The following is a 17,946-nucleotide window of genomic DNA, read 5'->3' on the forward strand; positions in this document are numbered from 1 at the left end:
CACCCAGACCCCGCCGCCGTGGCCGGCGGACCCGCTGCCCGCGGCTTTCGAGGGTTTCGAGGCGTCCGCCGCCCCCGTGCGCGCGCTGTGGCCCGCCGGTGAGGACGCCGCCAGCGAGCGGCTCGAAGCCTTTGCCGATGGCGTCATCGATGCCTACCAGGAGGAACGCGACTTCCCCTCGCTGCCCGCCACCAGTTGCCTGTCGCCCTATCTGGCAGCGGGCGTGCTGTCGCCGGGCCAGGCCCTGCGCGCGGCGCTGGCCGCCAATCACGGCGAGGTGGACGGCGGCAAGCGTGGCGCGGCCACCTGGATCAACGAGCTGCTGTGGCGCGAGTTCTACCAGCATCTGCTGGCCGCCCACCCCACGCTGTCCATGCACCAGCCCATGAAACCGGAGACCGCCGCCGTGCCCTGGCGCGACGCGCCGGATGACCTGCATGCCTGGCAGCAAGGCCAGACCGGCATCCCTATCGTGGACGCGGCGATGCGGCAGTTGCTGGCGCTGGGCTGGATGCATAACCGCTTGCGCATGGTGACAGCCATGTTCCTGTCCAAGAACCTGCTGATCGACTGGCGGCTGGGCGAAGCCTGGTTCATGGCGCAACTGGTAGACGGCGACCTCGCCGCCAACAACGGCGGCTGGCAATGGAGCGCATCCACGGGCGCGGACGCCGTGCCCTACTTCCGCATCTTCAATCCGCTGTCGCAATCGCGAAAATTCGATCCTGACGGCGTGTTCCTGCGCGAATGGCTGCCGGAATTGGCGCATCTGGACGGCCGCGCCATTCACGATCCCAGCCCGATGGAACGCGCGGAGGCTGGCTATCCGCTGCCCATCGTCGATCTGGCCCAGAGCCGGCTGCGCGCGCTGGAAGCGTTCGGCGGACTGCCCTCCGCCTGAGGCGCCCCGCCTGGGGCGCCCTGCCTGGGGCCTGCCTCGGCTGCGCGCGGCAACGGCCGCGCTTGACCTAGGTCAACGCCGTTTCCGTCGGCGTCCCGGATGATCGGTCTGCGACTCCCCGCCACCGCCGATCGCAGGACGACACAGCATGCGCGACCATCCGCAGATCCACGACCAGGAATACACGCTGCACGACGAGCAGTGCCTCATCACGCGCACCGACGCGCGCGGCCGCATCATCTATGCCAATCCCGCGTTCCTGGAGGTCAGCGGCTACACGCAAGCGGACCTGATCGGCAAGGGCCACGACACCATGCGCCATCCCGACATGCCGCTGGCCGCCTACGACGACCTGTGGCGCACCATACAGCGCGGCAAGTCCTGGACGGGCGTGATCAAGAACCGGCGCAAGCATGGCGGCCACTATTGGTCGCTGGCCAGCATCACCCCGGTGATGGAGCGCGGCGTGACCGTCTGCTATGCCTGCGTGCGCGTCAAACCGACGCGCGCCCAGATCGAGACCGCCGCAAGCGCCTACCGGCGCCTGCGCACCGGCATCACCGGCGGCTTGCGGCTGAACGCGGGGCGGATCCTTCCGGGAGGCCTGCTGGCGCGCCTGCGTGACTGGCCGGCGGCCGGCATACGCACTCGCATGCTGGCCTGGGCGGGGCTGTCGTCCGCGTTGTTCCTGGCCGCAGGCGGCTTCGCGCTGCACGGCATGGCGGCCGACCTGAACGGCGAGCAATTGGCCCTGGCGGCCGCCGTGCTGGCCGGTGGCGCCAGCCTGATCTTCGCATCGGGCTGGGCCTACGCCCGCACGCTTTCGGGCTTGTTAGCCACCGCCACCGACTTCACGCGGCAGATCGCTGCCGGCAATCTGGGCACGCCGCTGGCGCCCGGCAATCCCGATGATGAAACCAGCGCGCTGCGGTTTTCGCTGGAGGCCACGCGCAGGAACCTGGTCGGCCTGGCCCGCGATGTGCACAGCGGCATTGCGGATGCGCCTGGCGCGGCGCCAGAGCGCGGCGTGCAGCCAACCGGGACCGAAGACCTGCGCCATGCCATCGAGGTATTCCGGCTTGCGCGCACCCAAGCGCTGCCCGGACGTCAAGCCACCTAAGCCTCTTGCTGCAAAGGCCCCCGCGCAGGGTTTTCCGCGCCGTGCGCTCTAGCTGCCGGCCGCGGCCTCCTTGTCCAGGCGCTTGATGAAGACCTGCAGTTCCTTCACCACCTGTTGATCGCCGCGCGCCTGCGCGGCCTGCAGGCCCGATTCCCAGGCGGCGCGCGCGCCGCTCTTGTCGCCCTGCCCGAGGCAGGCCTTGCCCAGCCATTTCCAGGCCACCGAATAGGCAGGATCGAACGCCAGCGCCGCGCGCAGATGGGGTTCGGCGTCGGCGAAGCAATCCTGCTCCGCGTAGGCCTTGCCCAAGGAAAAACGCAGCAGCATGTTGTCCGTGCCCTTGGCCAGCATCGCTTCCAGGCGTTCGATCATTCCTTCCATGGCCAATCTCTCCTACAGGCGCGCGCATTTCGATCCGATGCCACATGATAGGACGGCGGCTCGCGAACCCGGGCAATGGCCCCGCGCGGCGCAAGCGCTTGGCGGCGAAGCGGCCGGCGCCGGACTTGCAGCGACGCCGTTCCGTACCCCGGGTATACCCTTATTCAGAATAGGGCCATCCGCAAGCGCCCGCGCGAGGCTGGCCTAGAATTCCGCCCTTGCCTTTTCTTTGCTGCCGGAGCATTCCTTCATGTCCCGGCCCCCTCTGCCATGCCCCTGCACCTCATCGCGTTGGCCGCTGCCGCTTTCGGCATCGGCACCAGCGAGTTCGTCATCATGGGCCTGCTGCCCAACGTCGCCGCTGACCTGCAGGTCAGCATCGACGTCGCGGGCCTGCTGATCACTGGTTACGCCATGGGCGTGGTGATCGGCGCGCCCATCATGGCCATCATCACCGCCAGGCTGCCGCGCAAGGCCACGCTGATCGGGCTTGCCAGCACCTTCGTGCTGGGCAATCTGCTGTGCGCGCTGGCGCCAAACTACGGGCTGCTGATGGCCGCCCGCGTGTTCACCGCGTTCTGCCATGGCGCCTTCTTCGGCCTGGGCGCCGTGGTGGCGGCGGACCTGGTGCCGCGCAACCAGCGCGCCAGCGCCATCGCGCTGATGTTCACCGGACTGACGCTGGCCAACGTGCTGGGCGTGCCGCTGGGCACCGCGCTAGGCCAGGTGGCCGGATGGCGCTCGACCTTCTGGGTAGTCAGCGGCATCGGCCTCGCCGCCGTGGCCGCGCTGGCCGCCTGGCTGCCGTCGCGCATCCCCATGCAGCCCGGCAACATCCTGCGCGAATTCAGGGTGTTGCGCGACGTGCGCGTGGTCTGGCCGCTGGCTGCCAGCGTGCTGGCCTCCGCCTCGCTGTTCTGTGTGCTGACCTACATCGCGCCGCTCCTGCGCGACGTGACCGGCGTGTCCGAGCGCGGCGTGACCGGCGTCTTGCTGCTCTTCGGGGTGGCGCTGACCGTGGGCAGCACCCTGGGCGGCAAGCTCGGCGACCGCAACCTGGAAGTGTCGCTGCGCCGCATCTTCCTCGGCCTGCTGCTGGTGTTCCTGGCGCTGAGCCAGGCCATCCACGCCTTGGCGCCCATGCTGATCATGACCTTCATCTGGGGCGTGCTGGGTTTTGCCGTGGTGCCGCTACTGCAGACGCTGATCGTGGACCAGGCGGCCGACGCGCCCAACCTGGCGTCGACGCTGAACCAGGGCGCGTTCAACCTGGGCAATGCGGGCGGCGCCTGGCTGGGCAGCGTGGCGCTGGGCCATGGCCTGCCGCTGACGGACCTGCCCTGGATGTCGGCCGGCATCGCCGCCGCCGTGCTGCTGCTGACTTTGTGGGGCACGCGCTACTACGGCCGCGGCGCCGGGGCTACACTCGCTGGACAACAAGCCGGCGCGCTGACGCCCTCGCGTTCGGACGCCTGACCCGAGGCCTGTCGACAGGCCTCAAGGAGCCCGCATGAGCACCCTCTACGATTTCTCCGCCCGCACCATCGACGGCACGGAACAGTCCCTGGACACCTATCGCGGCCGCGTGCTGCTGGTGGTCAACGTGGCCTCCAAATGCGGCTTCACCCCACAGTACGCCGGCCTGGAAGAGCTGTACCGCTCGTTCCACGACGACGGCTTCACCGTGCTGGGCTTTCCCTGCGACCAATTCGGCCACCAGGAGCCCGGCGACGAAGCCGAGATCCGCAATTTCTGCAGCACGCAGTACGACATCACCTTCCCGCTCTACGCCAAGATCAACGTCAACGGCGACGACGCCCACCCGCTGTACCGCTGGCTCAAGGGCGAAAAGCCGGGCGTGTTCGGGACCGAGGGCATCAAATGGAACTTCACCAAGTTCCTGGTGGGCCGCGACGGCCAGGTCATCAAGCGCTACGCGCCCACCGACACCCCGACCGGCATCAGGGACGACATCGAAAAAGCGCTGTCCGCGCCGGTCTAGCGAGGAGTCTCACGGCGGGGAAGCCGCGTCCGCGGCATGCCTCGCTTCGCGACTCGATCGGAATGTCCCTCGCGCTGCGCGAAATCGGCCGGCGGGCGGTCTGAGTTTGCGCTTCAACCGTTCCCATGCGCTTTCCGCTCGGCACTTCGGCTCCGAAAACCGAAAATCACTCAATTGGATTTTCATTAGAGAGCCATCTGCTGCCAACCCTAGCGCTAGCGTTGGAGCGACGTTGCACCAACGCTGAGCCTCCCCCCAACTCAGGCAAAAAATGCCCTGATCGGCGTCATATAAAACCTCCTCAATCGGCGCACATTCGGCATCGCCATGCTCTTCGAATGCCACCTGGATATAGGGCTGCATGAAATCCGCGGACACCGGAGCCAATGGGTGAAGAATCCAATCAGTGGCGTTAGTGAGGATATCCAAGTTGCTGAGACGCTCCTCCGCGTCAAGGCCCATCGACAAATGGCCGCCGAATATCATCCGGCGCGGCTGCGGGAGCGGCCATTGTGCGTCCAGCATGTCGCGCAGCGCCGTCGATTCGTGCTTCGAGCGGTCTCTTTCCGGATATTCGATCGTGCAATAAAGGTTCTGAACGTCCGCGTCCCAGAGGATCTCCACTCTAGCCGGAGAAATCGCGGGCCGGGGGATGACAGTGACGGCAGTCATTTTTTTATTCCTGCGTACATGAAGTGCGCGATGCTGTAGCCGCGTTCGTGAAGCAAGACCTCAAGCTGATAGGGCTTGCCCCGAACTTTGATGTTTGTCCGATACATGAAATACCCTACTTTGCCACGCGGATCGGACGCGCGTCTTCCATGCAGAATCGCCAGTCGGAGTATGTGCACGGGAACAAATCGATCTGGATCCTTCATGTGACCTAGCGGCGCAGCCATGAAACGCAGGTCTTTTTTAGCCAACGCATAGAACTTTACCCTCAAGGCCATCAAAGCCGTTGGGCTGATCGTTACCCCTGCCCGTGCCAGAACGGCGCCTCGAACCAGCCTTGAACCTAGCTTCCAGACCGTTCCTACGAGAAAAACGGCATCCAGCGGGTCTAGTAGCGGCGCCTCTAGGGGCCACTCATCAATGGATTGCAGTTGCCCAGAAAGATCGTAGGTTCGAAATACGCCGCCGAAGCCTGCCTGCTACCCAATGATTGCCTCCGAGACCTCATCATGAACCGGGGTCGCTCCTTCAGGCACGCCTGGCGGCAGAAATTCGAAAAGCGCGGGGGACAGCGGCGGGGCTGCATCCCAGACAAAAGAGGGTTCGAAGTCAAGTGTGGCGGGCTTATCCTGCATCGTGCGACCTCGCGACGCCCAAATCACCAATGATGCAGGAGCTGCCGGTCTTCGATCTATCAGCGGCGTCCGACGCGAAAGCTATTTCAAGTATGGAAGTTTCAGACCGGATCGACTTGCCAGCGGTCGCCTCCAGCGCTGCGAAGCGCGAAATCGAGCCCGTGGCGCAGCCCGTCGCGGGATGCATGACGGCTGGCTTGCCACAGATCAGCGGCAAGCCAGGCTGGGGCGACTAGCGCAGCGGCGGTAGCCGGCGGCGCACCGTGTGCGCCTTGACGATGGCGGTATTGGTTTCCGCGAACTCGGTCACGCGTTCCAGGATGCCGTCCAAGTGCGAGATCGAGCGCAGCACCACGCGGGCGATGAAGCAATCGTCGCCCGTCACCTTGTCGCATTCCACGAATTCCGGAATCTGCTGGATCAGGCCTTCCACGTGGCGCAGTTGCCCGGGCAAGGGGCGGATGCGGACGATGGCCTCCAGCGTGTAGCCCAGCGCCACCGGATCCACGTCCAGCGTGTAGGCGCGGATTACGCCCGACTCTTCCAGCCTGCGCAGGCGGTCCGCCACGCTGGGCGCGGACATCCCGACCTGGCGCGCCAGGTCGGCCGTGGTGGTGCGTGCATTGGCCGTCAGCGTCTCGACCAGGCGGCGATCGATACCATCCAGTACCGGGTTTTCACTTTTTAGGTCGTTTTGCATAAATTCCACCTAAACAAAGGTTTCGGAATCGATTCACCACATCAACATCATATAACCGGCTTGATCCGCCTGGGATAATTTCTCCATCGAACATCGTGGCCGCGAGGCCCCTGGAGAACCCTCATGAACCCCTCATCAGAACGCGTGGGCTTGGCCCAGATGGCCGCCGCGATGACTTTGTCCGGCACCCTGGGCGTCTTCGTGCTGGAGTCGGGCCAGAGCGCCTGGAACGTGGTTTTCTTCCGCTGCGTGTTCGGCGCCCTGTCACTGTTTCTGTATTGCTGGGCGCGCGGCCTGCTCAAGCCCGGCCTGTTCACCGCCAGGACGCTGGCGCTGGCCCTGGCCGCCGGCGCCGCGCTGGTGTTGAACTGGGTGCTGCTGTTTTCCGCCTACCGGCTGGCGTCCATTTCGCTGGCCACCGCGGTCTACAACGTGCAGCCCTTCTTCCTGATCGGCCTGGGCGTGCTGTTCCTGGGCGAGCGGCCCACACGCGGCAAGCTGGCGTGGTCAGTGCTGGCCTTTGCCGGCCTGATGCTGGTGCTGCGCCTGTCCGAAGCCGGCGGCGCGGACGGCCGCGCCTATCTGTCGGGGCTGATGCTGGGCCTGGGCGCGGCGGCGCTCTATGGCGTCACCGCCATCATCGTCAAGCGGCTCAAGCACATTCCGCCGCAGGTGCTGGCGCTGGTGCAGGTGACGCTGGGCGCCGTGATGCTGCTGCCCATGGCGGACTTCAATGCCCTGCCCGCCGCGCCGCTGCAATGGGGCTACCTGGTCGCACTGGGGCTGATCCACACCTGCCTGATGTACATCCTCATGTACTCGGCCATCCAGAAGCTGCCGACCACCTCCACCGCCGCACTGAGCTTCATCTATCCTGCCGTCGCCATCCTGCTGGACTTCGTGGTCTACGGGCATCGCATGGACGCCACGCAGATCGCCGGCGTGGCCATGATCTTCGTTGCGGCGGCGGGCGTCAGCCTGAACTGGACCTGGCGCCTGCCGGGCCGGCCGCGCGCCGGCGCGGCCTGAAATCCGCCGGCGGATCGCACTGGCAACCCAGGGGGACAAATCCGTACCCGCCCCCCGGTTATTGGGGCCGGCGCAAACCAAGCCCCGCTATCATGGCTTTTCCCTGCGCCGGCCGCCGCCGGTGCAACGCACAGGACATCCCATGATCGATCTCTACTACTGGACCACCCCCAACGGCCACAAGATCACGCTGTTCCTCGAAGAAACCGGCCTGCCCTACAAGATCCATCCGGTGAACATCGGCCGCGGCGATCAATTCAAGCCCGAGTTCCTGGCCATCGCGCCGAACAACCGCATTCCCGCCATCGTCGACCAAGCCCCGGCCGACGGCGGCGCGCCGATTTCCTTGTTCGAGTCGGGCGCCATCCTGCTGTATCTCGCCGAGAAAACCGGCCGCTTCCTGCCCGCCGACCTGCGCGGCCGCGCCGAAGTGTCGCAGTGGCTCTTCTGGCAAATGGGCGGCCTGGGCCCCATGGCCGGCCAGAACCACCATTTCTCGGGCTACGCGCAGGAGCGCATCGCCTACGCCATCGAACGCTACGTCAAGGAAACCAACCGCCTGTATGGCGTGCTCAACAAGCGCCTGGCGGACCGCGAGTTCGTCGCCGGCGACTATTCCATCGCGGACATGGCGGCCTATCCCTGGATCGTGCCGCACGCCAAGCAGGGCCAGGACCTGAACGACTTCCCGCACCTCAAACGCTGGTTTGACGCCATCGCGGCGCGCCCCGCCACGCAACGCGCCTATGCCCTGGCCGACACCATCAATACGGCGCCGTCCGTCGGCGACGAGGAATCGCGCCGCATCCTGTTCGGCCAGACCGCCCAGAACGTCGCGCGCTGAAGGAGCCGCCATGCCCGACCCGCAACTGGTTTTCCGCCGCGCGCGACTGGGAGATCTGCCGGCCATCGTCGCCCTGCTGGCCGACGACGAACTCGGCGCCACGCGCGAGAATCCCGCGCTGCCGCTGGACCCGCGCTATGCTGCCGCCTTTGCCGCAATCGGCCAGGACTCCAATCAATTCCTGGCCGTGGTCGAACAGGGTCCGAACCTGGTCGGCTGTTTGCAGTTATCGTTCATACCCGGCCTGTCGCGGCTGGGCCAGTGGCGCGGACAGATCGAAAGCGTACGCATCGCTTCGTCGTCGCGCGGCGCCGGCCTCGGACGCAAGATGTTCGAGTGGGCGATCGAGCAATGCCGCATCCAGGGTTGTGGCCTGGTGCAACTGACCACCGACCGCGCCCGGCCCGATGCGCGCAGGTTCTATGAAAGCCTGGGCTTCAAGGCCAGCCACGACGGCATGAAGCTCAGCCTGTAGTTTTTGGTGCTGATACAGCAAGGAGCGCCCATGCATGGCGAATACAAAGTCCCCGGCGGCAAACTGGTCGTCGCGGATCTGGAAGTGCGCGATGGCCGACTGGCCGACGTGCGCATCAGCGGCGATTTTTTTCTTGAGCCGCCCGAGGCCCTGGACGCCATCAACCACGGCCTGAACGGCCTGCCGGCCGACGCCGGCGAACTGGAACTGGCGCTGGCCGTGCAATCGGCGCTGCCCGCCGATGCCGAAATGTTCGGCTTCTCGGCCGAGGCCATCGCCGTGGTGCTGCGGAGGGCGTTGGCATGACGCGCACCGACTGGAACGACTACGACTGGCAACTGATCCATGAAGGACCGCAGGAGCCGGCGCTGCACATGGCGCTGGACGCCGTCATCACCGACGAAGTCGGCGCCGGCCAGCGCCCGCCCACCCTGCGTATCTGGGAGTGGTCCGCGCCCGCCGTCGTGATCGGCCGCTTCCAATCCCTGAAGAACGAAGTCGATCCCGAAGGCGCGCGCCGCCACGGCATCGAAGTCGTGCGCCGCGTCAGCGGCGGCGGCGCCATGTTCATCGAGCCCGGCAACTCCATCACCTATTCGCTCAGCGCCCCTCAGGCGCTGGTGCACGGCATGAGCTTCCAGGAGTCCTACGCATTCCTGGACGCCTGGGTCTTGACCGCCTTGCAGGGCCTGGGCATCAAGGCCTGGTACCAGCCGCTCAACGACATCGCCTCCGACATCGGCAAGATCGGCGGAGCGGCGCAAGCCCGCCGCGGCGGCGCCGTCCTGCATCACGTCACCATGTCCTACGACATCGACGCGGATAAAATGGTCGAGGTCCTGCGCATCGGACGCGAAAAGCTGTCCGACAAAGGCACCACCAGCGCAAAGAAACGCGTCGACCCCTTGCGCACCCAGACCGGGCTGGCGCGGGAAGTCATCATCGACCGCATGGTGGAAACTTTTGCCGGCCTGCACCGTCTTACCCCCGGGCAGGTAGGCAGCGACACCCTGGCGCGCGCGCGAGCGCAGGCGGCCGAGAAGTTCTCCACGTCCGAGTGGACCGGCGTGGTGCCCTGAGCGCCCCGCCCCGATTTTCTGGAGGTAGTTTCAATGCGTCGCACATTCACGCCGCAAGGCGCGATAAGCGGTTTGGTCCTGGGTGCAGCCGTCCTGGCGCTGGCCGGCTGCGGCAGCACGCCGCCCGCCGACATCACACTGGCCACGCAGGCTCCGGCCAGGGCGTCCACGCCGGAAAAAGTCGGCGACCTGTCCACCGAACGCATCAAGTGGGCATCCAGCAAGCCCGGCTGCGAGGGTGATTGCCCGCGCATCGAAATCGACAGCGTCGCGTTCCCGGGCATCCCCAAGCTCACCGCGCTGGTGGACCACGTGCTGGCCTACATGACCGGCACCGACGCCAACCGCCGCGGCCCCTACGACACGCTGTCCCAGTACACGCAGTACTTCTGGTCGGTGGCGCGCGCGCGCGACGCCACCTATTTCAAGGCCAGCGTGAAGGATACGGTGGGTGACATCGTGGCGGTCGAACTGCATACCGAGCAGTTCCTGACCGGCGCCGCGCACGGCATCCCCGCCACCCAGTACCTGAACTGGCAACGCAGCCACGGCCGCGTAATGAGCCTGGAAGAAGCCCTGATACCCGGACGCCATCCGCAGTACGTTGCCGCGCTGCGGCAGGCGCATGCCAAGTGGCTGGCCAGCAATCCCGATGCGCGCCGCGATCCGGCGGCCTACAACAAGATGTGGCCGTTCCAGGAAAGCGACAACTATGCGTTGACGCGCGACGGCATCGTGGTCAAGTACGACGCCTATTCCATCGCGCCATACTCGCATGGCGAACCCGAGCTGAACATTCCGTATGCGGAACTGCGCGGGATCCTGAAGCCTGAGCTGCTGCCTGCTTCATGAGCTAGGCTGCACGCGGCAACGCCCGCGCTCTGCGCGGGCGTTCCGTACGGCATCAAACCGGGGTTCGGTTGAGCGGACTGAGGATGGAGCTAGGGAGGTGGCCGCTTTTTTCGCGTCTGTGGCCGGGTAAGACGCCCAGTCCGCTCAGTGCAACCGCGGCGGCAGGGCGACGCTGACGCGCCGCCCCTGCGCGCCGGCGTCTTAGAAGCGGTGACGCACGCCCACCATGGCCACGGTGCTCTTCACGCCGTCGGTGAACGCGAAGTTGGTGGCATACGAGCCCAAGGCGTACAGATTGGTGCGCTTGGACAGGTTGTAGGTGTAGCCCAGGCTGTAGATGTTCATGGTGGCGTCGTCGCCGGTCAGCTTGGTGCTGTCCGCATCGGCGCGCTGCCACGAAGCCAGGATGTTGCTGGCGCCGCCGATCGGCACGCTCAGGCCGACCAGGTACGAATTGGCCTTGAATCCCGACGCCGCCACGTTGGTGCCGAAGCCCTTGGCTTCGGGGCTGCCGCTGCCGAAGGCATTGGCGCCCTGGCCGGTGAACCAGCCGTCGCGGGTCTGGCCGTAGGCCAGCGCCAGTTTCAGCACTTCGAAGTCATACGAACCGCCGATCATCCACGACTTGGGCGTGGCGTCGGAGTTCATCTGGTTCGCGGGGTTCAGCTGGTCATAGGTCAGCGCCACGTTCACCGGGCCGCTGACATAACGCAGGCCGGCCGTGATGGCGCGGGTGTTGTCGGCGGTCTTGAAGCCGGTTTGCGCGGCGGTCGTGTCGGCGGCATTGAACGAGTAGCCGATGCCGAACTGCACGCCGCTGAACGACGGCGTCGAGTACTGCACCATGTTGTCGTAGCGGACCGTGTTGGCGGCGCTGAACGCCACGCCGATGTTGGCCTGGCCGTAGCTGCCGCCGAACGGATCGATCGCGGCGAAGTACTTCGAGGCGATGTTGGTCTGGCGGCCCAGTTCCAGCAGACCCCACGAGGTGCTCTTCAGACCGATGGTGGCTTGGCGGCCGAACAGGCGGCTGCTCTGGCCCGACACGCCGCTGGCCGAGTTGAAGCCGCTTTCCAGCGTGAACACGGCGCTCAGGCCGTCGCCCAGGTCCTCGGCGCCGCGCAGACCCCAGCGCGAACCGCTGGACACGCCGTTGACCATGCCCACCTTGGACTCGTGGTAGCCATCGCCCTTGATGCGCTGGTAGCCAATACCGGTGTCGATCAAGCCATACAGCGTCACCGAGGTTTCCGCTTGCGCGGTTGCGCCGAACGCGGCCAGCATCGCGGTGACGAACAAAGTCTTTTTCATTGCAAATTCCCATTGATTGAACAGACATGCGCATCCGGGCTGGCACGCATCGCGTGCGGCGCGCTCGGCGCATGGCAGGAACGAATTCTAGGGACGCAATGTGTCAGTTCTCGTAACGCAAGCTGGGAGATTCCCTAGGCCGCAAAAAAAGGGTTTGCTGTGGCGCCTGGCCGACACCGGCGCGGATTGACGCTGCGGGCGCAAGCATGCAACGCCGATGTGCTATTCATGCGCGATGCACAGGCGGGCGCGCAAATGGAAATCGCCCCTTGCGGGGCGATTTCCTTTTTTGTCTCACTGCCCTCCTCGGCGCGGCGTCCGGGAACGCCCCGCCGTATCGGGTATCACGGATACAGGCCGCGCACCTGGCGCGCTTGCAGGATGCGCGTGCAAGCGACGATGAACGCTGCCGTGCGCAGCGTGACCTTGTGCTCCTTGGCCACTTGCGACACCGCCGCGTAGGCTTCGCGCATGAGGCGCTCCAGGCGCTGGTTGATTTCGTCCTCGCTCCAGAAGAAGCTGGAGAAGTCCTGCACCCATTCGAAGTAGCTGACCGTCACGCCGCCGGCGTTGGCCAGCACGTCCGGCACCACATAGACGCCGTGTTCGGCCAGGATGTCGTCCGCTTCAGGCGTGGTCGGGCCGTTGGCGCCTTCCACCACGATCTTCGCGCGCACCTTGGCGGCGTTGGCGGCGGTGATCTGGCTTTCCAGGGCGGCCGGGATCAGGAATTCGGTTTCCAGCGTCCAGAACTCGTTCTTGTCCATGGCCTGGCCGCCGGAGAAGCCGCCCACGCCGCCATGCTGCGACACGTAGGACAGCAGCTTGTGCACGTCCAGCCCTTCGGCGTTGTGGACGGTGCCGGTGTGGTCCTGCGCGGCGATGACCTTGGCGCCGGCTTCATGGAACAGGCGGGCGGCGGTGCCGCCCACGTTGCCGAAGCCCTGCACCACCACGCGCGCCTTGGACACGTCGATGTTCAGGTCGCGCGCGGCTTCGCAGCCCACCACGAACACGCCGCGGCCGGTGGCCTCGACGCGGCCCAGGCTGCCGCCCAGCGCGATCGGCTTGCCGGTGACCACGCCGGTGGCGGTGGCGCCTTCGTTCATGGAGTACGTGTCCATCATCCAGGCCATGGTCTGGGCGTTGGTGTTCACGTCAGGCGCCGGGATGTCCTTGGAGGGTCCGATGATGACACCGATTTCCGAGGTGTAGCGGCGCGTCATGCGCTCGAGTTCGGAAGCGGACAGCTTGCGCGGGTCAACCCGCACGCCGCCCTTGGCACCGCCGTAGGGCAGGTTCACTGCGGCGTTCTTGATCGACATCCAGGCCGCCAGCGCCATCACCTCGGACAGCGTGACGTCCTGGTGGAAGCGCACGCCGCCCTTGCCCGGGCCGCGCGAGGTGTTGTGCTGGACGCGGTAGCCTTCGAAGTGGGCGATGCTGCCGTTGTCGAGTTCGATCGGCACATCGACGATCAGGGAGCGCTTGGGGCGCTTCAGGGTTTCAACCCACCGCGCCAGAGAGCCGAGATACGGGGTGACCCGATCGACTTGTTGCAGGTAATTACCCCAGGGGCCGAGGTCATCGGCATTCAGATAAGACGGCAAGGCGTGGGTGGGAGTTTGAGACATGAGCATGCTCTCCTGACTAAGTTGCGCCATTTTATCCACGAAAGTTATGACGTCCCCATTTAAAACAAAAATATTTTAAATAGGGACGCATAAATGCTGTGGCGACCGAACGGGTCACAAACCCGCGCCTGATGCTGCCCTTATCCTAAGCCGCGAAACCGCCAGCGTCCAGCCTGCCAGCCATGAGCGGGTGCGCTCGCGACCAGCCGTGAGGAGGATGAAAAACGGGACGGCTTCCAGCTAAGGAAAACGTCCCGTCGGGTCCCGCCATGCCGCATCCCGCTGGATGCCGCATCCGGTACGTTCAGTCGTTCAGCAACTGCCAAGCCAACCGCGCCGCCGCCCGCGCGCCATGACCGTCCTGGTCGAAACGCGGGTTGAATTCGGCCATGTCGGCCAGGCGCAGCTTGCCGCTGGCCTTGACCCGCAGCACGATTTCCTCGATCACCGTCAGCGGTACCCCATAGGGCGCCGGCGCCGACACTCCCGGCATGACCCCCGCCGGCAGCACGTCCAGGTCTATGGTCAGGTAGACGTGCCGCGCCCGCGCCAGCAAGGCGTCGACGTTGGCCAGGCGCGCAGCAAGATGGCGCTCCTGCATGTCGCGGTCCTCGACCCAGATGGCGCCGACTTCGGCGGCGCGCGCGTACAGCGCCGGCGTGTTGGCCAACCGTGAAACGCCCAGGCAGGCGTATTGCAAGGCCCGGCCGCGTTCCTCGCAGTACCGCGAAATCTGGTCGAACGGCGTGCCGGAACTGCCGGGCCGCCCGGTGCGCAGGTCGAAGTGCGCGTCCAGGTTCAGCACCAGCACGGGCTCCGTGTCGCCGCGGGCATCCAGCCAGCGCGCCAGGCCCTGGAAACTGCCCCAGGCGATCTCATGGCCGCCGCCCAGCACCAGCGGCCGGGCGCCCTGCTCCAACAGTTCCGCCACGCGCAGGCCGAGCTGTTCCTGGGCAGACTCCAGCTGGTCGCCCTCGCAGGCCACGTCGCCGGCGTCCAGCAGGCGCGCAAGGCCATGCGCCGGCAAGCCCGCCAGGAACTTGCGGATGGCCGACGGGCCTTCGGCTGCGCCGATGCGGCCCTGGTTGCGGGCCACGCCGGCGTCGCAGGCAAAGCCCAGCAGCACCGCCTCGCCCTTGCGGGCCTGGCCGGCGGCCGCTTCGACGATATGCGCCAGGCGGCGCGTATCGCCTTGTTCGGCGCTGTCGTCGCGGGCCTTCCACAGGCTTTTGTCGAATTGCGCAGCGCTCATGCAGCCCCCTGCCCGGCGTTCAGCACGGCCTGCAGGAATTCACGGGTGCGCGGCTCGCGCGGCTGGGTGAAGATCACGTCGGGCGAACCGGATTCCAGGATCACGCCGCCATCCATCACCGCCACCATGTCGGCCACGTCGCGGGCAAAGCCCATTTCGTGGGTGACCACCATCATGGTCATTCCTTCCTTGGCCAGCAGCTTCATGACCTGCAGCACTTCGCCCACCAGCTCCGGATCCAGCGCCGAAGTCGGCTCGTCGAACAGCATGACCTTGGGCTGCATGGCCAGGGCGCGGGCGATGGCCACGCGCTGCTTCTGCCCGCCCGACAGGCTGGCGGGCATGGCCGACATCTTCTGGCCCAGGCCGACCTTGTCCAGCAGATCCGCAGCCAGCGCGTGGGCTTCCTCGCGGCCCATGCCGCGCAGCTTGCGCGGACCGACCGTGACGTTGTCCAGCACCGACAGGTGCGGAAACAGGTTGAAGCCCTGGAACACCATGCCCACCTGCATGCGCAACTGGTTGAGTTCGGCTTCAGGCAGCAGCTTGCCGTGGTCCAGCAGGGTCTGGCCGCAGATGTCGATGGTGCCGGCTTGCGCCACCTCCAGGCCATTGCAGCAGCGCAGCAAGGTGCTTTTGCCCGAGCCGCTGGGCCCGATCACCACCACCACCTGGGACGGCAGCACGTCGAAGTCGATACCGCTCAGGACCTCGTGGTCGCCGTAGGACTTGCGCAGGCCGCGGATGCGGATCATTTCTTGCGGTGCCTCGGCCCGGGTCTTGACGGAGTTCATTGCGGAGTTCATTGCACCATCCCCCCCGCGCGCAGGCGGTGTTCAACCTTGCGCAGCACCAGCATGGTGGCGGTGGTCAGGATCAGATAAATCAGCGCCACCACCAGATAGGTTTCCAGCGAGCGATAGGACACGCTGATGATCTTCTGGCCTTCATGCATCAGATCGTGGATCGTCAAGAGCGACACCAGGGCCGAGTTCTTGATCAGCGCGATGAATTCATTGCCCAGCGGCGGGATCATGCGCACCACCGCCTGCGGCAGCACGATGATGCGCATGGCCTGGCCGGACGACATGCCGAGCGAGCGCGCCGCCTCGGTCTGGCCGCGGTCCACCGACTGGATCGCGCCGCGCACGATTTCCGACACGTAGGCGCCGGAATACATGCCCAGGCCCAGCACGCCGCAGGCGAACGCCGGCAAGGTGATGCCGAAATGCGGCAGGCCGAAGAACCAGATGAACAGCTGCACCAGCAGCGGCGTGCCGCGGAACAGCAGCAGATAGACGCTGCACAGGTTGTAGACGACGTAGCGCTTCGGGTTGAGGCGCCCCACGCCCACCAGCAGGCCGATGACGCAGGCCAGCAGCAAGGCGCCCGCGGTCACCTCGACGGTGACCACGGCGCCATTGACCAGCGCGCCGAAGTCGGCAAAGACGGGAGAAAAATCCAGGTTCATTTCGCGGGAGCCTCGAACCACTTGTTGACGATGGCCTGGTAGCTGCCGTCGGCCTTCAGCTTCTGCAACGCGGCATTCAGTTCACGGGTCAGCTCAGGCTTGTTCTTGGGCACGGCGATGCCGTAGTCCTCGGTGGTGATCTGGTCGTTCAGCACGGTCAGGTCGGTGGTGCTCTGGGCGAACAGCTTGGCGGCGGGCTTGCCCGTCACCGCGGCTTCGGCGCGGCCGATCTGCACCAGGTTGAACATCTCCTGGTTCTTCTCGACTTCCACGCGCTGCACCGACGGGTAGTGTTCCTTCAGGTAGTTGACCGACTTGGTGCCGACCTGTACCGACACCTTGCGGCCGTCCAGGTCCTTCAGCGTCTTGACCGGGCCGTCCTTCTTGGTCATGACGACCAGGCCGCCCGCGTAGTACGGGTCGGTGAAGTCCACGACCTTGGCGCGCTCGGGCGTGATGTAGATGGCGGACACGGCGATGTCCGCGCGACCGGCTTGCAGGGCAGGAATCAGGCCCTTGAAGTCGATGTCGATCCATTCAACCTTCTTGCCCATGGCGCCGGCCAGGGCTTCCACCAGTTCGATGTCGAAGCCGGTGCGCTTGCCGTCCTTGACGAACTCCATCGGCGGGAAAGTCGCGTCGGTCACGGCGCGGATGGTTTCCTGGGCGAACGCCGGACCGGCGCTCCAGGCGAGGCCCAGCGTCAGGGCGGCGGTCAGCAGTGTGCGGCGAGTGGTCATGGTGGGTCCTCTATGGAAAGTGGATACGGCGGTCGGAGGTGTACGGATACGGCGAGGAAAAAAGGAAAAAAGGTCGATTGCCGCGAGGCGCAGGCTTAGTGGGCCTGCAACTTCGCCGAGATGCGCCGGGCCGCGGCCACGGTCATTTCGGTCAATGCCTCGGGCCGCTGGGCGGCCCGGGTCGAAGGCGCCATCAGCGTGATCGAGGCCACGGCCTGATTGGCGCGTTGAAAGATCGGCACGCTCACGCCCCAGACACCCGCGTCGACCTCGCTGTCGGTCATGGCGTAGCCCTGGGCGCGGATGGTTTCCAGCTCGTGTCCGAGACGACCGGCATCCACGCCGGCCTCGGCCGCCAGATAGGCCAGCGCGGCCTGCAGCCGGGCCAGCGGCATGAAGGCCAGCAGCGACTTGGCGGAGGCGCCGCGCGCCAGCGGCAGGCCGCGCCCCTTGGTGAAGGAACAGCGCAGCGGATGCTGGCTTTCGATCATGTCCAGGCACACCGCCTGGTCCTTGACCGCCACCAGCAGGCCGATGGTTTCGCCGGAGGCGGCGGCCAGCGCGGCCATGTCGGGCTGCGCCTCATGGATCAGGAACGAGGACTGGTCAAAGCCCCAGGCCAGTTGCACGCACAGCGGGCCGGGGCCGTATTCGCCGTCGTGCTCGGCGACGAAGCCCCAGCGCTTGAGCAGCGCCACCTGCCGGTACAGGGTGCTTTGCGCCAGGCCGGTCTGTTCGGCCAAAGCGGCGATGCTGAGGGGGCCGTCATGCCTGGCCAGGGTGGCCAGCACATACAGCACGCGATCCGCGCCTGCCCCGACTGAGTGATCCGCTTTCAAGATTTGGCT

The 17,946-nt window shown here is 66.1% G+C and carries 21 protein-coding genes; 11 read left to right on the top strand and 10 right to left on the bottom strand.

Annotation, left to right across the window (positions count from 1 at the left end; translation table 11 throughout):
- Together WBB14_RS27100 and WBB14_RS27105 are read left to right on the top strand one after the other, a co-directional pair.
- Positions 1 to 901 (top strand): cryptochrome/photolyase family protein (locus WBB14_RS27100; RefSeq protein ID WP_424242497.1); only part of this gene is annotated, 901 nt, incomplete at its 5' end.
- A 148-nt stretch (positions 902 to 1,049) separates the two neighbouring features.
- On the top strand, positions 1,050 to 2,021 hold the full coding sequence (locus tag WBB14_RS27105) for a PAS domain-containing protein (protein ID WP_424242498.1): 972 nt from the start codon (positions 1,050 to 1,052) through the stop codon (positions 2,019 to 2,021).
- A gap of 48 nt (positions 2,022 to 2,069) precedes the next feature.
- Here the strand turns inward: WBB14_RS27105 and WBB14_RS27110 are convergent, their stop codons facing one another.
- Complete coding sequence (locus tag WBB14_RS27110; RefSeq protein WP_424242499.1) at positions 2,070 to 2,402, bottom strand: tetratricopeptide repeat protein; 333 nt, start codon at positions 2,400 to 2,402, stop codon at positions 2,070 to 2,072.
- 270 nt (positions 2,403 to 2,672) lie between these two features.
- On the opposite strand from WBB14_RS27110, the gene WBB14_RS27115 reads away from it, so the two are divergent.
- Positions 2,673 to 3,878 carry an MFS transporter gene (locus WBB14_RS27115; protein WP_424242500.1) on the top strand — a complete coding sequence of 402 codons (1,206 nt, stop codon included), beginning with the start codon at positions 2,673 to 2,675 and terminating at the stop codon, positions 3,876 to 3,878.
- Between the two features lie 34 nt (positions 3,879 to 3,912).
- A complete protein-coding gene (locus tag WBB14_RS27120) occupies positions 3,913 to 4,404 on the top strand; it encodes a glutathione peroxidase (protein WP_424242501.1) in 492 nt (163 codons plus the stop codon).
- A gap of 9 nt (positions 4,405 to 4,413) precedes the next feature.
- Here the strand turns inward: WBB14_RS27120 and WBB14_RS27125 are convergent, their stop codons facing one another.
- Positions 4,414 to 5,076, bottom strand: a complete 663-nt coding sequence (locus WBB14_RS27125; protein ID WP_424242502.1) for a hypothetical protein — start codon at positions 5,074 to 5,076, stop codon at positions 4,414 to 4,416.
- Between the two features lie 664 nt (positions 5,077 to 5,740).
- On the opposite strand from WBB14_RS27125, the gene WBB14_RS27130 reads away from it, so the two are divergent.
- Positions 5,741 to 5,947 (top strand): hypothetical protein, encoded by a 207-nt coding sequence (locus WBB14_RS27130; protein WP_424242503.1) that lies wholly within the window; start codon positions 5,741 to 5,743, stop codon positions 5,945 to 5,947.
- Here WBB14_RS27130 and WBB14_RS27135 read toward each other — a convergent pair.
- The gene (locus tag WBB14_RS27135; protein ID WP_013393500.1) at positions 5,944 to 6,411 is read right to left on the bottom strand and encodes an Lrp/AsnC family transcriptional regulator; all 468 of its coding nucleotides are present in this window, start codon (positions 6,409 to 6,411) and stop codon (positions 5,944 to 5,946) included. The two genes, WBB14_RS27130 and WBB14_RS27135, sit on opposite strands and share 4 nt — an antisense overlap.
- A gap of 123 nt (positions 6,412 to 6,534) precedes the next feature.
- Between WBB14_RS27135 and WBB14_RS27140 the strand changes: the two genes are divergently transcribed.
- From WBB14_RS27140 to WBB14_RS27165, 6 genes are all read left to right on the top strand, one after another.
- Complete coding sequence (locus WBB14_RS27140) at positions 6,535 to 7,440, top strand: DMT family transporter (protein ID WP_424242504.1); 906 nt, start codon at positions 6,535 to 6,537, stop codon at positions 7,438 to 7,440.
- Positions 7,441 to 7,582: 142 nt separating this feature from the next.
- Positions 7,583 to 8,284, top strand: a complete 702-nt coding sequence (locus WBB14_RS27145; protein ID WP_424242505.1) for a glutathione binding-like protein — start codon at positions 7,583 to 7,585, stop codon at positions 8,282 to 8,284.
- Positions 8,285 to 8,294: 10 nt separating this feature from the next.
- Positions 8,295 to 8,759, top strand: a complete 465-nt coding sequence (locus WBB14_RS27150) for an N-acetyltransferase family protein (RefSeq protein WP_424242506.1) — start codon at positions 8,295 to 8,297, stop codon at positions 8,757 to 8,759.
- Positions 8,760 to 8,789: 30 nt separating this feature from the next.
- Positions 8,790 to 9,065: a lipoate protein ligase C-terminal domain-containing protein gene (locus WBB14_RS27155; protein ID WP_424242507.1), complete on the top strand. Its 276-nt coding sequence runs from the start codon at positions 8,790 to 8,792 to the stop codon at positions 9,063 to 9,065.
- Positions 9,062 to 9,838: a lipoate--protein ligase family protein gene (locus tag WBB14_RS27160; RefSeq protein ID WP_424242508.1), complete on the top strand. Its 777-nt coding sequence runs from the start codon at positions 9,062 to 9,064 to the stop codon at positions 9,836 to 9,838. Before WBB14_RS27155 ends, WBB14_RS27160 begins: the two co-directional genes overlap by 4 nt.
- 33 nt (positions 9,839 to 9,871) lie before the next feature.
- Positions 9,872 to 10,690, top strand: a complete 819-nt coding sequence (locus WBB14_RS27165) for an RsiV family protein (protein WP_424242509.1) — start codon at positions 9,872 to 9,874, stop codon at positions 10,688 to 10,690.
- A gap of 201 nt (positions 10,691 to 10,891) precedes the next feature.
- Here WBB14_RS27165 and WBB14_RS27170 read toward each other — a convergent pair whose 3' ends face one another.
- From WBB14_RS27170 to WBB14_RS27200, 7 genes are all read right to left on the bottom strand, one after another.
- The gene (locus WBB14_RS27170) at positions 10,892 to 12,001 is read right to left on the bottom strand and encodes a porin (protein WP_424242510.1); all 1,110 of its coding nucleotides are present in this window, start codon (positions 11,999 to 12,001) and stop codon (positions 10,892 to 10,894) included.
- A 344-nt stretch (positions 12,002 to 12,345) separates the two neighbouring features.
- A complete protein-coding gene (locus WBB14_RS27175) occupies positions 12,346 to 13,635 on the bottom strand; it encodes a Glu/Leu/Phe/Val family dehydrogenase (RefSeq protein ID WP_424242511.1) in 1,290 nt (429 codons plus the stop codon).
- Positions 13,636 to 13,939: 304 nt separating this feature from the next.
- Positions 13,940 to 14,887 carry a formimidoylglutamase gene (gene hutG / locus WBB14_RS27180; RefSeq protein WP_424242512.1) on the bottom strand — a complete coding sequence of 316 codons (948 nt, stop codon included), beginning with the start codon at positions 14,885 to 14,887 and terminating at the stop codon, positions 13,940 to 13,942.
- Positions 14,884 to 15,693 carry an amino acid ABC transporter ATP-binding protein gene (locus tag WBB14_RS27185; protein ID WP_424242513.1) on the bottom strand — a complete coding sequence of 270 codons (810 nt, stop codon included), beginning with the start codon at positions 15,691 to 15,693 and terminating at the stop codon, positions 14,884 to 14,886. The genes hutG and WBB14_RS27185 overlap by 4 nt, the downstream gene beginning before the upstream one ends.
- Positions 15,690 to 16,358 (bottom strand): amino acid ABC transporter permease, encoded by a 669-nt coding sequence (locus tag WBB14_RS27190; RefSeq protein WP_424242514.1) that lies wholly within the window; start codon positions 16,356 to 16,358, stop codon positions 15,690 to 15,692. The genes WBB14_RS27185 and WBB14_RS27190 overlap by 4 nt, the downstream gene beginning before the upstream one ends.
- The gene (locus tag WBB14_RS27195; RefSeq protein ID WP_424242515.1) at positions 16,355 to 17,098 is read right to left on the bottom strand and encodes a transporter substrate-binding domain-containing protein; all 744 of its coding nucleotides are present in this window, start codon (positions 17,096 to 17,098) and stop codon (positions 16,355 to 16,357) included. The genes WBB14_RS27190 and WBB14_RS27195 overlap by 4 nt, the downstream gene beginning before the upstream one ends.
- A gap of 95 nt (positions 17,099 to 17,193) precedes the next feature.
- On the bottom strand, positions 17,194 to 17,940 hold the full coding sequence (locus WBB14_RS27200; RefSeq protein WP_424242532.1) for an IclR family transcriptional regulator: 747 nt from the start codon (positions 17,938 to 17,940) through the stop codon (positions 17,194 to 17,196).
- Positions 17,941 to 17,946: the final 6 nt, after the last annotated feature.

The sequence above is a fragment of the Achromobacter sp. genome (assembly GCF_049647645.1).
GTDB lineage: Bacteria > Pseudomonadota > Gammaproteobacteria > Burkholderiales > Burkholderiaceae_B > Achromobacter.

Excerpts from the sequence above, each read along its gene's own strand:
- WBB14_RS27130 (WP_424242503.1), top strand. The coding sequence starts at position 5,741 with ATGATGCAGGAGCTGCCGGTCTTCGATCTATCAGCGGCGTCCGACGCG.
- WBB14_RS27145 (WP_424242505.1), top strand. The coding sequence starts at position 7,583 with ATGATCGATCTCTACTACTGGACCACCCCCAACGGCCACAAGATCACG.
- WBB14_RS27120 (WP_424242501.1), top strand. The coding sequence starts at position 3,913 with ATGAGCACCCTCTACGATTTCTCCGCCCGCACCATCGACGGCACGGAA.
- WBB14_RS27155 (WP_424242507.1), top strand. The coding sequence starts at position 8,790 with ATGCATGGCGAATACAAAGTCCCCGGCGGCAAACTGGTCGTCGCGGAT.
- WBB14_RS27160 (WP_424242508.1), top strand. The coding sequence starts at position 9,062 with ATGACGCGCACCGACTGGAACGACTACGACTGGCAACTGATCCATGAA.
- WBB14_RS27190 (WP_424242514.1), bottom strand. The coding sequence starts at position 16,358 with ATGAACCTGGATTTTTCTCCCGTCTTTGCCGACTTCGGCGCGCTGGTC.
- WBB14_RS27115 (WP_424242500.1), top strand. The coding sequence starts at position 2,673 with ATGCCCCTGCACCTCATCGCGTTGGCCGCTGCCGCTTTCGGCATCGGC.
- WBB14_RS27195 (WP_424242515.1), bottom strand. The coding sequence starts at position 17,098 with ATGACCACTCGCCGCACACTGCTGACCGCCGCCCTGACGCTGGGCCTC.
- WBB14_RS27125 (WP_424242502.1), bottom strand. The coding sequence starts at position 5,076 with ATGACTGCCGTCACTGTCATCCCCCGGCCCGCGATTTCTCCGGCTAGA.
- WBB14_RS27110 (WP_424242499.1), bottom strand. The coding sequence starts at position 2,402 with ATGGAAGGAATGATCGAACGCCTGGAAGCGATGCTGGCCAAGGGCACG.
- WBB14_RS27165 (WP_424242509.1), top strand. The coding sequence starts at position 9,872 with ATGCGTCGCACATTCACGCCGCAAGGCGCGATAAGCGGTTTGGTCCTG.
- WBB14_RS27150 (WP_424242506.1), top strand. The coding sequence starts at position 8,295 with ATGCCCGACCCGCAACTGGTTTTCCGCCGCGCGCGACTGGGAGATCTG.
- WBB14_RS27170 (WP_424242510.1), bottom strand. The coding sequence starts at position 12,001 with ATGAAAAAGACTTTGTTCGTCACCGCGATGCTGGCCGCGTTCGGCGCA.
- hutG (WP_424242512.1), bottom strand. The coding sequence starts at position 14,887 with ATGAGCGCTGCGCAATTCGACAAAAGCCTGTGGAAGGCCCGCGACGAC.
- WBB14_RS27140 (WP_424242504.1), top strand. The coding sequence starts at position 6,535 with ATGAACCCCTCATCAGAACGCGTGGGCTTGGCCCAGATGGCCGCCGCG.
- WBB14_RS27135 (WP_013393500.1), bottom strand. The coding sequence starts at position 6,411 with ATGCAAAACGACCTAAAAAGTGAAAACCCGGTACTGGATGGTATCGAT.
- WBB14_RS27175 (WP_424242511.1), bottom strand. The coding sequence starts at position 13,635 with ATGTCTCAAACTCCCACCCACGCCTTGCCGTCTTATCTGAATGCCGAT.
- WBB14_RS27105 (WP_424242498.1), top strand. The coding sequence starts at position 1,050 with ATGCGCGACCATCCGCAGATCCACGACCAGGAATACACGCTGCACGAC.
- WBB14_RS27185 (WP_424242513.1), bottom strand. The coding sequence starts at position 15,693 with ATGAACTCCGCAATGAACTCCGTCAAGACCCGGGCCGAGGCACCGCAA.